12 protein-coding genes and 1 pseudogene are annotated in these 13,588 nt (G+C 52.9%); 4 read left to right on the forward strand and 9 right to left on the reverse strand.

Features of this window, described 5'->3' with window-relative positions; all coding sequences use genetic code 11:
• Positions 1–267 precede the first annotated feature (267 nt).
• The gene (locus tag NNO04_RS21110) at positions 268–462 is read right to left on the reverse strand and encodes a hypothetical protein (RefSeq protein ID WP_052935138.1); all 195 of its coding nucleotides are present in this window, start codon (positions 460–462) and stop codon (positions 268–270) included.
• A 363-nt stretch (positions 463–825) separates the two neighbouring features.
• Here NNO04_RS21110 and NNO04_RS21115 point away from each other — a divergent pair, with 363 nt between their 5' ends.
• From NNO04_RS21115 to NNO04_RS21120, 3 genes and pseudogenes are all read left to right on the forward strand, one after another.
• Complete coding sequence (locus NNO04_RS21115; RefSeq protein ID WP_271446323.1) at positions 826–1,452, forward strand: recombinase family protein; 627 nt, start codon at positions 826–828, stop codon at positions 1,450–1,452.
• A 330-nt stretch (positions 1,453–1,782) separates the two neighbouring features.
• A pseudogene (locus tag NNO04_RS22980) lies at positions 1,783–1,875 on the forward strand (DUF4102 domain-containing protein); the annotation flags it as partial.
• Positions 1,876–2,251: 376 nt separating this feature from the next.
• Entirely contained in the window at positions 2,252–3,541 is a 1,290-nt protein-coding gene (locus NNO04_RS21120; RefSeq protein ID WP_271446324.1) for a tetratricopeptide repeat protein, read from the forward strand.
• Positions 3,542–3,896: 355 nt separating this feature from the next.
• Here NNO04_RS21120 and NNO04_RS21125 read toward each other — a convergent pair whose 3' ends face one another.
• The 7 genes from NNO04_RS21125 to NNO04_RS21155 form a co-directional block, all read right to left on the reverse strand.
• A complete protein-coding gene (locus tag NNO04_RS21125; protein WP_271446325.1) occupies positions 3,897–4,214 on the reverse strand; it encodes a Rieske (2Fe-2S) protein in 318 nt (105 codons plus the stop codon).
• 28 nt (positions 4,215–4,242) lie between these two features.
• A complete protein-coding gene (locus NNO04_RS21130) occupies positions 4,243–5,580 on the reverse strand; it encodes an MFS transporter (protein WP_271446326.1) in 1,338 nt (445 codons plus the stop codon).
• 112 nt (positions 5,581–5,692) lie between these two features.
• On the reverse strand, positions 5,693–6,745 hold the full coding sequence (locus NNO04_RS21135) for a 3-keto-5-aminohexanoate cleavage protein (protein ID WP_271446327.1): 1,053 nt from the start codon (positions 6,743–6,745) through the stop codon (positions 5,693–5,695).
• A 75-nt stretch (positions 6,746–6,820) separates the two neighbouring features.
• On the reverse strand, positions 6,821–7,669 hold the full coding sequence (locus NNO04_RS21140) for a TauD/TfdA dioxygenase family protein (RefSeq protein ID WP_271446328.1): 849 nt from the start codon (positions 7,667–7,669) through the stop codon (positions 6,821–6,823).
• 10 nt (positions 7,670–7,679) lie between these two features.
• The gene (locus NNO04_RS21145) at positions 7,680–8,660 is read right to left on the reverse strand and encodes a quinone oxidoreductase family protein (protein ID WP_271446329.1); all 981 of its coding nucleotides are present in this window, start codon (positions 8,658–8,660) and stop codon (positions 7,680–7,682) included.
• 430 nt (positions 8,661–9,090) lie between these two features.
• Positions 9,091–10,752: a fatty acid--CoA ligase gene (locus NNO04_RS21150; protein ID WP_271446330.1), complete on the reverse strand. Its 1,662-nt coding sequence runs from the start codon at positions 10,750–10,752 to the stop codon at positions 9,091–9,093.
• A gap of 89 nt (positions 10,753–10,841) precedes the next feature.
• Positions 10,842–11,507 (reverse strand): RBBP9/YdeN family alpha/beta hydrolase, encoded by a 666-nt coding sequence (locus tag NNO04_RS21155; RefSeq protein WP_271446331.1) that lies wholly within the window; start codon positions 11,505–11,507, stop codon positions 10,842–10,844.
• Between the two features lie 188 nt (positions 11,508–11,695).
• On the opposite strand from NNO04_RS21155, the gene NNO04_RS21160 reads away from it, so the two are divergent.
• Positions 11,696–12,745 carry an AraC family transcriptional regulator gene (locus NNO04_RS21160; RefSeq protein WP_271446332.1) on the forward strand — a complete coding sequence of 350 codons (1,050 nt, stop codon included), beginning with the start codon at positions 11,696–11,698 and terminating at the stop codon, positions 12,743–12,745.
• Between the two features lie 306 nt (positions 12,746–13,051).
• Here the strand turns inward: NNO04_RS21160 and NNO04_RS21165 are convergent, their stop codons facing one another.
• Positions 13,052–13,279 carry a hypothetical protein gene (locus NNO04_RS21165; RefSeq protein WP_271446333.1) on the reverse strand — a complete coding sequence of 76 codons (228 nt, stop codon included), beginning with the start codon at positions 13,277–13,279 and terminating at the stop codon, positions 13,052–13,054.
• Positions 13,280–13,588 lie beyond the last annotated feature (309 nt).

Genomic DNA, 13,588 nt, shown 5'->3' on the forward strand with positions numbered 1-13,588 from the left:
CTTAATAGCAGCGCATAACCCCCACTAAAACAACATAAAAATCAAACAGTTAAGTAGAGCGCAACACCCAGAAAAAACTAACATTACGTCAACGTAACATCAACATTATAAGCATTTTTAACCTGAAATTATGGGCTGAAGCCCCGTATAAATCCCAGCCGTAAAAACGCACCTCCAAAACTCTGCAATCGCCTTCTGAAAGATTTTTACAGAAACTAAGTATACATAAGTAAATAACGCTCTTAGGGTGTTCATTGACGATTTATGTTATTTAAGTTGACTCAAGCTAGTGATTAATTGGCTAGTGTCGATTTCTATCCAATCCGAAGCAATCCCTAGCATATCACCAACCTCTTCTCCATTGAGTTCATACTGTTTGCTGTCCACCAATTCGTGATTGGTTTCAGGGTATTCAGGAGATAAATGCAGGTGTTCTCGTAATTCTTTCGGCGTCTTTTCCATAACCAATAAAATCCTTGTTTAAGATTGGCTGACCACCAGCCTCACGAAAAGATTATCCCATACAAATAAAGCGGTGTCGGGCTATTTCTTCCAACTTTCCCCAGTAGAGAACATTAGAAAAAATCCACAATGTAGTAGCTAGTAGAAGTGTAATCATCGACGTTTAAGGCATAACGCAAGTCTGCGTTATGCCTGATTAAAGGTAAATCGTAATCACTACTTATTAATCATTGTCTCAATTAGGTATACCGTAATGACAAGGTGATACAAAGTCTCAATAGGGTTTCCTAGGAACATTTTGACTACACAAAATACCTTATGTATCATTTACAACTGTATTCATAACCCTATTGAGACAATGCAATGAACGTTAGAATTTACTGTCGAGCATCAACTGAGGGGCAACACGCTGATCGAGCACTTACCAGCCTACGTGAATTTTCAAAATTAAAAGGCTGGCAGATTGCTGGAGAGTACATAGAAAATGCTAGCGGGGCGAAACTGGAGCGCGTAGAGCTTATGCGGCTATTGTCCGAAGCCCAGCCCGGCGATCTGTTGCTAGTGGAAGCTATAGATCGTCTGAGTCGCCTAGAACATAGCGCATGGGTTGAACTGAAAGATACGCTCAACCGAAAAGGGTTAATCATCGCATCAATGGATTTGCCAACGAGCTGGCAGATGGTCGAGATGGCAGGCAATGACCTAACCAGCGGCATCCTGAGAGCTGTAAATGCCATGTTGATAGATATCCTTGCCACAATGGCGCGACAGGATTATGAAACACGCCGTAAACGCCAACAGCAAGGCATAGAGCGGGCTAAAAGCGCAGGCATATACATTGGCAGGGAGAAAAATCAGGAAGCCCGTGAGATCGTTCAAGAGATGTTGGAGCAAGGAGTAAAACCTGAACTCATCATGAAGGCGGCAGGAATCAGCCGAGCGACTTACTACCGTATAAAAAGTGAGCTGCCAGTCGTAAAATCAGAATAACCTTTAAAAGGTCGTCAGGCTTGTTTCATCAGCTAAAACCAACTTTTCTGACCACAACGTCTGGGGGCACCCATTGGGGCACCCACCAAAATCGAAAACAAAATTAATTATAATTCAAATTGTTAATTGATTTTTCGATTCCTGCAGGGGACACCATATACACATTTCCTGGCGTCTACCGAATTCAATAAACCCCCTTATAATCAGCGATAAACCCTCCACTTCGGCTATGCGACATCAATTGATGTCTACCCATTTCAACGTGAATCAATAAACGTTTGGGGGCCTTAATGGGGCTTATCCTGTTCAATGAAAAATGAGAGCCCAAAAATGCCCTTAAATGCGCGTCAGATTGAGACTGCAAAGCCCAGAGACACTGCATATAAGCTCTCAGATGGCGGAGGGCTCCATCCCCTGATGGTTCGCTTTTCCAGCATCGTTCTGTCCTGCAAGGGCTCTGCATGCGTGCTATTTACCCTTGCAGGACAAGTTGTGTTGGGAAACGATTAACCGGAAGTAGATACGGGGAACGGAAAACGGCTGTGTCGCATTAATGAGCCGTCAGGTAACATACTTTTTTTGTGATGTTACCTGCCCATACCACCGTTTCGAAAAGCCTTCAAACGCCTGTATTATCGAGTAATGTGTTTCTTGTATCTGGCTTGCTCACCGAGCTTGTGTAACCGGGAGGAAATAATGGCAGAGCGCAGGTCCATCGTTGACTGGACGTGCATCAACGCCGTATTAGCATTCATTTTTTGTATTAATTTTCCTCGAAAAAGGACCTGGGAAAACACTCATGATAAAAAATAAAATACCATCATTTATTCTACTAATGCTGCTGTTCGTTACAGCATCAGTAGCTGCTGCAAGATCAGACCATGTTAAAGAATTACAAATGAAAGCTGCACAAGGGGATACTCAGGCTGGCTTTGACGTTGGGAAACTGTTCGAAGAAGGAAAAGGCGTTGAACAAGATCTGGGAATCGCATTGACCTACTACTCGAGGAGTGAATTTGCTGATGAAGTAAATATACGTAATGAAGCAAACAATCGTATAAAGGCACTCCGCGAGCGTTATTATGATATAAAGAAAAAAGCAGAAAGCGGTGACCCAAAATCTGAATATGATTTTGGAACAATTCTTAGCGTTGATCTTGACTATGTAAGAATATATTTATCCGGCAATGAACCAAAGGCTATTGACTGGTTTAAGCGTGCTGCGGAACATGGTTACAGACCTGCGCAAAAACGCCTTGCCAGAGCATATCTGGGAATTATTCGTTTGGGAATCACTCATTTAAGCATTGATATTAATGTTGAAAAATCATTATTCTGGTATTCAAAATGGGCGTTATCAGGAGGTGTTAGCGACCAGTTGGAATTTACTAAAATTCTTGAAAATTACCAATTCGCCCGCCTGGAAAATAGCATTGAATTAAGAAAAAAACTGCTGACTCAGGCTGCGCAAAACGGTTCCGCTGAAGGAATGCTTTTACTTGGGTATTTTATCCGGGACAATGAAAGCAATGATAAAGCTGCGTTTGAATGGTTTATAAAATCAGCGAATAAAGGTTACCCCAGAGGTCAATTCACTGTCGGTTTAACACTGTTTTTTGAAGGCAACCTAACAGAGGCTGTTAAGTGGCTGGAACTGGCAGCCGCAAATGGTAGTTCGGATGCACAGCAACAGCTGGGGGATATTTACGAGAATTCAGTCCCGCCGAATCACCAGTTAGCTTTTCAATGGTATAAAAAAGCGGCAATGAATGGTCATGCCGGCTCTGCATATCAGATAGGGCGCTATTTTCACGAAGGGATAGCTGTACCTAAAGATCTTATTGCTGCATGGGCTTGGTATTCGTTAGGGATTGACTGCTACCGCTATTCTCATATAAGTGATGATAGCTACTCAATCGAAGAAGAACTGTCTCTTTCAGATCTAAAAAAATCGAAAGAAGAGTATGAACAAGGGGCGGCATCTGGCAATAGATCCTCAATCGAGAAAGAACTGTCTCTTGCAGATCTAAAAAAAGCGAAAGAAAAGTATGAACAACTGAAGGCATCTGTTGTGTGGCATAGCGACTAATGGTGCGGAATATAGGGTTTCGTGTGTGCTTCCGGTGAACTCACATTGACAGGCCGATTGGCTCCTGTATCAGGTTACCAGGAGAAGCGGTTGTCAGGGGACACCATCCCGCCGTACACCAACGTCAACTACCGTCTGATCTCCTTTCTGATTTAGCGCTGCACTGATTTCAGGGAGGAGATCAAGCGTTATCTCACGACGAATAAGAACGGTTGTAAACAGAAACCAGAATAAACGATTGTGTCGCATTAAGGGTAAAAAAACAGAGTAAATGTGTCTTGATCGTCGTGTGATATTCCGATGATCCTGTTCCACCTCGGCTACGTGATGGCTCTGAGCGGTGGTCAATACACGCTTACAAAGCGTCAATGACGATAAATAGCTGTTCGTCTACTTGCTCGACAGGATAGCGACCGACCTTGAGCTGGGTCGAGTTGAGCAGATAGCCGCTGCGCAGATTGAAACGCAGACCGTGAGCACCGCATTGGATCACCTCCCCTTCCAGCCGACCTCCGCATAAAGACGCCCCCTGATGGGGACAGCCGTCATCGATGGCGTGGAACTGCCCGGCAACGTTGAACAGCGCCAGGCTCTTGCCCTCCGCCTCGATCAAGACACGCTGACCAGGGGCTGGTACGCGCCCGGCCGGAACGGCGATGCGTTTTTCTTTCATAACCAGGTCTCCACTTTCACGATTCTGTTCATGTCCGGGCCTCCGTGGTCTGGGTACCGATGGCAGGTTCGCAAGACACAGACTGCTGTGGATCACTTCCTATCCGGGCTATGTCTTTGAGATAGTGGCGCTTGGCATAGAAGAAGACGGCCGCCACCACAATGCTGATCAGAGGCACCAACTGGAAGGCATTATCCAGGCCGATGAGGTCGGAGACCCGCCCCGTGACAAAAGGGCCAGGAGCCAGCCCGAGCAGGTTGTTGGCCAGGGTTAGAGTGGCAAAGGCCGTGCCGTGCACGCTGGCGCGAGTCAGGTTTGCGACCATCGCACCCGCCGGGCCCGAGGTGCCGGTGGCGATGAACATACCGAGGCAGATCAAGACCAACTGGAGCATGCCGATCGGCAGGGCAAATGCCAGCGATAGCAGGGCGCAACTGCTGAGGCTGTAGAAAATGGCCAGGCTTATCTTGCGATCTGGCCGATCCCGGCACAATTTATCGCTCAGAATGCCGCAGAGGATCATGCCTGCGCCGCTGCACAGCACGATGATGGCGGCTATGCTCCCTGCCTTTTCCGTGCCCATGTCGTAATAGCGATTGAGGTAGCTCGGCATCCAGACGATGACGGTCCCACCGACAAACAGTTGCAAGCCGCTGCCGATATAGGCAGAAATCACGGAGCGACTGGAATAGAGGGTACGCAACGACTTGCTGTAGGCCTCGGGGGCAGGACGAGCTTCCCCCCTCGCCGGTGAGATGCGCGCTTCCTTGACGATAATGGGATAGAGCGCCGCCAGCAACAAGCCGAACAGCGCCATACCAGCGAAGGCCCAACGCCAGCCCATCAGATGGGCCAGCATGCCCCCGGAGGCCATGCCCAGCACGGAGCCAAACATGCCGCCGGAGATGAAGGCACCTGACAGGGTGGCCCGCATATCCCGAGGGAAAACGGAGACCACCAGGGCGATACCGACGCTGCCATAGGCGGCCTCCCCCACTCCGACCAGTAAGCGGGCGATGAACATCTCTTCGTAATTCTGGGCTACTGCACAGCCCAGGGTCGCCAGGCTCCACAGCATAGCCATCAACGTCAGACTTTTTACCCGGCCGAAGCGATCCGCCATCAGAGAGAGCGGGAAAGTCAACAATCCGACCATCAGCGCCACGATGCCGCTGAGCAGGCCAAGTTGCGTATCTGTCAGTGCCCATTCTCCCTTGAGCATTGGAAAGACAGCGTTGAGCACCTGACGCGACATATAGTCGGAGATCAGCAGTCCAAACGTCAGTGCAAAGATGACCCAGGCATAACGACGCGGAACGGTAACCTTGCTCGCTTCGTCATCGTTGTTGATATGATACGTAGCCATACAGTCCCTCATTCATCTGCCCGCACCGCATAGCGCTCAGGACAGCGACCTTTTTTGCAAACCATACTTGTCATGCCGCCCCATCAGTTGTGTGAGGGGCGGCACATCTCGTTTAGCCGCGTTGCGGCACGCCTTTCTCACCCGACTTGCGATTCGGTGCCATGCCGTTGGCCTGCAGGGTCTGTTCGACGCTGTCGTACTGGACGCCGATACGATAGATGGCGCGAGCTTCCTTGCCGTTCGCCACCTCACGACCTAGCTCATGCGCCACCCGCACGCACTGCTGGATCTGCTCGACCGAGCTCATGCGCTGACCGTGCTGGCCGATGATGGTGTCCTCAATACCGCAGCGCGGGTGCAGACCCATCGCCATCGCCATCATGTTGAACGGCAGCACGTTCTTGAGTAGGGATTCGGCGGTCAGAGTGCAACCATCAGGCGCGCGCTGGACGAAATTCATGAAGTTGAACGGGTTAGGGCCATCGAACCCCCCACCGATACCGATCCAGGTCAGATTGAGCGGGCCCATATAGATACCTTTGCGCACCAGACGTTCCAGGGTCTCGAAGGCATGCATACCGGTCAACTGGAAGTGCGGCTGGATGCCATGAGCCTGCAGGCGTCTGAGGTGCTCTGCTACCCAGGCTGGACCCGCCGGTACCGTCATCTCGCTGTAAGCAGCCTGCAAAGCCGGGTTGGCCAGGGAGGTGCCTTCCAGGTATTCCGGGTAGAGCAGTTCCATAATGTTCATCTGGGTGGTGTTAATGGCGACCGTGACCTGATCCGGCTTCGGCGTCAGCTCAGCCAGCATGTGGCGGGTATCATCTGACAGCCACTTGGCCGCCTCGCCATCACTTTCCGGGGCAAAGGAAATGGAGCCGCCGACCTGGATTATCATGTCCGGCACCGCCTTGCGTACTCCGGCGATCAGCTCGTTGAACTTGGAAAGACGCTTGGAACCTGTACCGTCCAACTCACGCACATGCAGGTGCAGCACGGTCGCACCGGCTTCGTAGCAATCCACCGCCTTCTGGATCTGCTCCCCCATAGTGACCGGGATGTCTTCCGGGAAGTCTTGCGGCGCCCACTCAGGACCGTAAGGGGCCACGGTGATCACGACCTTTTCCATGTTCTCCGGGTGCAGGGAATCGTCAAAAAATTGCATCTATTCTCTCCTGGCATAAAGGGTTTGATGAGTCGTTGCTCCAGTCGGGCAACCTTGCCTGGCTGGAGATACAATCTAGAAAGGCTTGTCGCCCATGATCCCAGCCCGCTCCATCTTGCGGTGGCTCGGCGGGTAGTCCATGGCGGCATAGTGCTGGGTGCTGCGGTTGTCCCAGATGGCAATGCTGCCGGACTGCCAGCGCCAGCGAACCTGGTATTCAGGAAGATAGGCCTGGCTTATCAGATAGCGCAGCAGATCGCTGCCGCCCATGGTGTAGTCCTGCCCGTAGCGGACATGCTCCGGGGTATGGTAGTTGCTGAAGTGCGTGGTGAAAGCGTTGACGAACAGGATCTTCTCATCCGTCTCCGGATGGGTACGCACCACCGGGTGCTCCGCGTCCGGGAATTGCGCTTTGAGCGCCCGACGCTTCTCACCAGGCATGGCCGCCCCAAAGCTGGCCTCCAGACTATGGTATGCACGCAAACTGGCTATCTTCTGTTTGATCTCCTCCGGCAGGTTCTGCCAGGCCACCACCATGTTGGCCCAGAGCGTATCCCCCCCCACCGGCGGACTCTCGACGCAGCGCAACACACACCCCAGCGGGGGTTTCTCACGCCAGGAAGCATCACTGTGCCAGGCATTTTCATAGCGCTCGTTCACCACGTCTGGCGTTTTGTAGATACGAACCAGACCAGGATGGTCAGGATCACTACCCGCCACCGGATGATCCTCCAGGTCGCCAAACATTCGGGCGAAGGCGACGTGCTCGCCGCGGCTGATATTCTGCTGGCGCAGGAACAGGACTCGATGTCTGAGCAGTTGCGCGCGGATCTCTGCAAACAAGCCAGCATCATGAATGGCATCGGCCAGGCGAACACCGCTCAGTTCAGCGCCAATATGGTAGGTCAGTTGTTCTACACGCATATCATGCCCCTTAGATGACAAAGACAGATGAGCCCGTGGTCTTGCGCGATTCGAGATCGCCGTGGGCCTTTACCGCATCCTGCAGTGCATATTTTTGGTTGATATCAATGCGGATCCGCCCGCTGCCGACATGGTCGAATAGCTCAGCGGCCAGGGCTGCTTTCTCGGCCGGATCGGCGATGTAGTCGGCCAGCGCCGGACGGGTCAGATGGAGCGACCCCTTCATCGCCAGCAACACTGGATCGAACGGCGGGATAGGACCGGACGCGGTGCCGACGCAGACCATCAGACCGCGACGCTTGAGCGAGTCCAGCGAGCCCATGAAGGTATTTTTGCCGACGCTGTCGAATACCACATTGACGCCAACGCCCTCGGTCAGGGTGCGCACTCGCTGGGCCACATCTTCATGGCTATAGTCGATGATGTAATCGCAGCCGTGGTCACGGGCCACCTCGGCTTTGGCCTCGCTGGAGACAGTGCCGATCACGGTCAGACCGAGCAGTTTGGCCCACTGGGCGACGATGAGGCCGACGCCACCTGCGGCGGCGTGCAACAAGATGCTGTCGCCGGGCTTGAAGTCATAGATACGGCGCATCAGATAGGCAGAGGTCAGCCCGCGCATGGTCATGGCGGCAGCTGTCTCGAAAGTGATGTTGTCGGGCAACTTGATAAGTGGAGCGGCCGGGATCAGTCGCTCAGTTGCATAAGCACCGAGGGTATTGAGGAAACCGGTGTAGGTGACACGATCGCCCACCGCCACATTAGTCACCCCAGCGCCGATGGCCTCCACCACCCCGGCCGCCTCGACGCCCATGCCACTCGGCAGCGGGATCGGGTAGGTACCATTGCGAAAATAGGTGTCGGCATAGTTCAGACCGACGGCGACCTGGCGCAGGCGAACCTCGCCCGGGCCCGGCTCTTTGACCGTGACGTCTTCATAGCGCAGTACCTGCGGTCCCCCAGTCTCATAAAAGCGTACGGCTTTGGCCATCTCTGTTCTCCAACTCGTCTTTGATGTGAGCAAAATGCCCCGGACTGAATTGAATCTAGGAGATGACGTAAATGTGCGCTTTTCATCTGACGACAGCCACTTTTCATCTCGTGACGCTCGCCCTTAATTCATTGTCTTAGCAGGGGGAAATCGCCAAAACCGACTCGGCTTACCGCCTTGCGACGGGGTTTCCGGCGCCTGGGACGGCCACCAAAATGACATTTTTAAATGGCGATTGTTTGAATAAGACTAAGCGGGGCCATGCTATGGAGCGCGCCGCCGACAGGCACTTCGTCGAGGCGGGCATTGAACGGATATACATGTTGTGTACATCCGCACGGGGACGACCGGTCCCCGGCAGAACATTTTTACTGACTCGCCACCTGTACCAGAAGCAGCGAGACGTTTACCAGTAAATACGACAGAACCCTCAGATGTCTTCAGCCCCGTTGCTGATTTCAATTTCCCGGATCAGCCGCTTGTTGATCTTGCCGACACTGGTTTTGGGAATATCTGAAACGATCCGGATCTGCCGGGGGATAGCCCATTTATTGATGCGCCCGCTGTCGACGAACCCTTGCAGATGCGCCGCAATGGCCTGTGGCTCCAGGAGCGCCCCCTCCTTGCAAACCACCAGCGCCAGAGGGCGTTCGCCCCACTGCTCATCCGGGATCCCGACGACGGCCACCGCTCTGACCGCCGCATGCGAACTGATAAGGCTCTCCAGCGCCAGCGAGCTGACCCACTCTCCGCCCGTCTTGATCACGTCCTTGATGCGATCCTTGATCTCCACTATCCCATGAGGATCGATAGAGGCCATGTCGCCGGTGTGCAACCAACTCCCGCTCCATAGCTCAGCCCCTTTCTCGGGTTCCTTCAAATAACCTTGAGTTAGCCACGGCGCTCGAACCACTATCTCGCCCAGGGTCTCGCCATCCTGCGCCACCTCCCGACCTTCGCCATCGACAATGCGCAGATCCACCAGCGGGACGGGCAGACCGGTGCGGATCCGCAGGGGCAATTGCTCATTCATGGGCAGGGCCAGCTCTGCATCACTCAGGTGGGTCACACAAAGCAGTGGGCAGGTCTCTGACATGCCATAGCCGGCGTGGATACGTATGCCCCGGTGGTGTGCCTGTGTCGCCAGCCCGAGGGACAGCGAACTGCCACCCAGCAACATCTTCCATCCCGACAGGTCGGTCCGCGCGGCTTCGTCGCATTCGAGGATCATCTGCAAGATGGTCGGCACACAGTGCGAGAAGGTCACCCCCTCATCGTGATAGAGACGCACCAGCTTGTTGGGCTCGTAACGACCAGGGTAGACCTGCTTCACTCCCAGCACCGTCGCCACATAGGGGACGCCCCAGGCGTGCACGTGGAACATCGGGGTGATCGGCATGTAGACATCGTTCGAACGCAGCAGAGACTGCCCATCATGGGCCGCCAGGATACCCAGTTCGTTGAGGGTGTGCAGCACCAACTGGCGATGGCTGAAGTAAACTCCCTTAGGATTACCCGTGGTGCCCGTGGTGTAGAACAGGGTGGCCATCGAGTTTTCATCGAAGTCGGGGAAGTCAAAGTGATCCTCCTTTGCAGCCAGCAGAGTCTCATATTCCCCCAGCACCGGCAGACTGGTCGCCTTCCGCTCACCGTCACTGAGCTGGATGTAGCCCCGGACAGTGGTCAGCGTCTCCTCCAGCGACTCGAGAAGCGGCAAGAAGTCGTCGTGCACCAGTACCAGATGATCCTCGGCATGATTCATGGTGTAGGCAATTTGATCCGCCGAGAAACGGACGTTGACCGTGTGCAACACGGCACCCATCATGGGCACGGCGAAGAAACACTCAAGGGCGCGATGGCTGTCCCAGTCCAGCAGGGCGACGGTATCGCCGGGCTTGACACCGGCCGCTGTCAGCATGTTTGCCAGACGGTGGATACGCTGCCTGAGGGTGCGATAGTCGTAACGCAGCGTGTCGGCGTAAACGATTTCTTGCTCGGGGTGATAACGCCCGCCTGACAGCAGCAGGCTCTTGATCAGCAACGGATAAGCATGAGCTCCCTGCGCTGACGGTATGATTCTTGTCTTCACCATGCAGGTTACTCCCTGGCTCATTATTTGCTCGGTAAGATCGCAATGGCAGAGGAAGGTTAATCTCTGCCCCCTGAATATCAATATGGGCCTCAGGTGTCGAGACGACGCACCAGATCCAACCCCAGCGGCCAGGGGCCGAAGCCGCTCGCCGGATTGAGGTGGCCCACGTCACCCAGTTCGACAAGCTCGCTGCCCCAGTCGGTCGCCATCGCGCGCACCGCGTCGACGCTGGCCAGGGGATCGTTGTTGCTAAGAGCCACCATGCTTGGAAACGGCAATCGCCTGCGCGGCAACGGGCACCAGCCACCGGCCTGTAAAGTCTCCTGGCTCGGGTACTGGGCCGGCCAACTGGCGTTAAGATCCGGAGGAGTGACCAGCAGAGCGCCTTTGATTTGGCGCTGATACTTCTGCGCCCAGTGCACCGTCATCAGTACACCGGCACTGTGCGCAACCAAAATCACCGGGCCATCAATCTGCGCCAGTTCCTGTGCAATGGCCTCGACACGCGCCCGGCAGTTGAGCTTATCCTGAGTCAAAGGTGGCACTGAACGCACCCTGACCAGACTGGCCGCCAGATGCGTCTGCCAATGTTCCGCTACATGCTCGCGCAATCCGGGGACGATCAGCACTGTCGCCCTGATATCTAATTTATCCATATGATTTTCCTTACTCTCCTGACGGGTCCGGCTAAGGGCCAGCGCCTCGGGAGCAACACTAAAGCCGCAACATTCACGTTGCTTTACTTTTGACGCCATCGATTTGTCATTTTACGACAATGGCAAACAAGACTAAGTCCCGCGCCTGCCCTCCCCCCCAGCCTAAATAAGTGAAGCACCAATGTTGCAAAAAACAACCACAAAACTTTCAATTTTGTTACATGACTGCTAAGTAAATGTTAATCAATCATTCACGACACAGATTAATAACTTAAGGAAGCTGCACAATGACTGTCTTAGCCAGAGCCGCCATCCTCACCAATTATCTGGACGTCACCCGTCAACTTGGTCTCAATACCCAGCGCTTATTGGAGCAGGTGGGGCTCAGTACCTCGATCCTGGGGATGCCCAATCAACGTATCCCCGTCGCCACCGCGATTAAGCTTATCGAGCAATCGGCCCTCGTCAGCGGATGCGATACCCTGGGCCTACGGATGGCGGAACACCGGCATCTGTCGGATTTTGGCGAGATAAGTCTGCTGCTCAGCCACCTACCCACCCTGCGTGATGCGCTGCAGGGGATAGTGCAGTACCGCCACCTGTGTAATGACTCGCTGGCAATCTTCATCGAGGAGGCGGGTAAGACGGTCATCATTCGGGAAGAGGTGATCACTGATATTCCCACCTCATCACGTCATGCCAGCGAGTTAGCTGTCGGTGTCATGTACCGCTTCTGTGCCGCTCAGGTCGGCGTTGGCGCAAACTGGCGTCCCATCAGCGTCAACTTCACTCACCACGCGCCGACGGACCTTTCCGTCCACAGACGCATATTCGGTTGCAAGGTGGAGTTTGATAGCGAATTCAATGGTATTGTCTGTCAGGCTGCCGATCTGGACATCGCCAACCCGCTGGCCAACAAGGGCATGGCTCTCCACGCGCGCAACTACCTTGACTCCCTGCTGGTGGAAAACCGCCAGTCCCTGATGTTCGACGTGCGCAAGTCGATCTATCTGCGTCTGCCTATGGGGCGCGCCACCATAGAGCAGATCTCCCGCACTCTGGGAATGAATGTGCGTACCCTGCAACGCCATCTGGAAGAGAACGGCGCCACCTTCAGCGAACTTATCAATGATGTGCGGCGCGATCTGGTGATCCGTTACCTGCAGAATCCAGGCTACTCCCTTGGCCACATCGCCGACATGCTCGGCTACTCCATGCCCAGCTCTTTCACTCGCTGGTTCAGTGCCCAGTTCGGTATGCCTCCCGCGACCTGGCGCTCTCGCCACAACATCGTCCCCAAGGCCGTCCAGATCGCAACGGGGTGTTTATATTCATAACCTGAATAAAAGGGAGCTGATAATGACGAAAAGTGAAAATGACCGCAGCCGTAAACCTCCGCAAAAAGTGGATACGGCATACCGGTCTGGAATGGGATGTTGGGATGAGCGCTGAGGGCGAGACCCATCAATACGGGCTTTATCAGCGGGTATTTACACACAGCGGTTGTAATACCCTTCCTGATGCATTATTTCCCGCCCTATTATTCCGACGCACAGGAGACAGCTTTTCCGTACGCACACGCTTTCCTGGTCGATGGAGATAATGGAAAATACAATTTTCTTAAATATATTCGCTGAAATTATTTATTCAACGGATGCCCCATTCTCATGACCGAATACATTCCGTCTGCTTTTATGATATTCCCAACGCGCGGTTAAGATTTCTTTTTGTTCATCGGTCATATTACCGGTCATCGCAGAAAGTGAAATACAGGTACCGTTGGTTTCCATCATCACCATACTTCTGGCAATAAAATCTAACCCTGTGAAAGTAAAGGCACTGTCAAATTTCGGGGGCAATATACTGGCCATACAGATGAGCTCCTGATGAAAGATACACATAATGTTTCAAATTATTACCATTACATTCAAAATACTCAACACGCTTAAATGCAGAGTTAAAAACTGTGTGGTGATAAAAAACATCATCAACCTAAAAACAGACACTGGATAGTGAAGAAGAAAGTATTAACACAGGGAGCAAACTCAGTTTATTACATCAATCATTGCATATCATTTAACGATTTAGCATTTTGCATTTGTCGCGTTTATTCTCTCGCCTCATTTTTGATGACTTTTTTTACCGCATGATTTTATTAAAATATTTAATTACACGTGCAC

The organism is Citrobacter sp. Awk 4, assembly GCF_028069725.1.
Taxonomy (GTDB): Bacteria; Pseudomonadota; Gammaproteobacteria; order Enterobacterales; family Enterobacteriaceae; genus Citrobacter_D.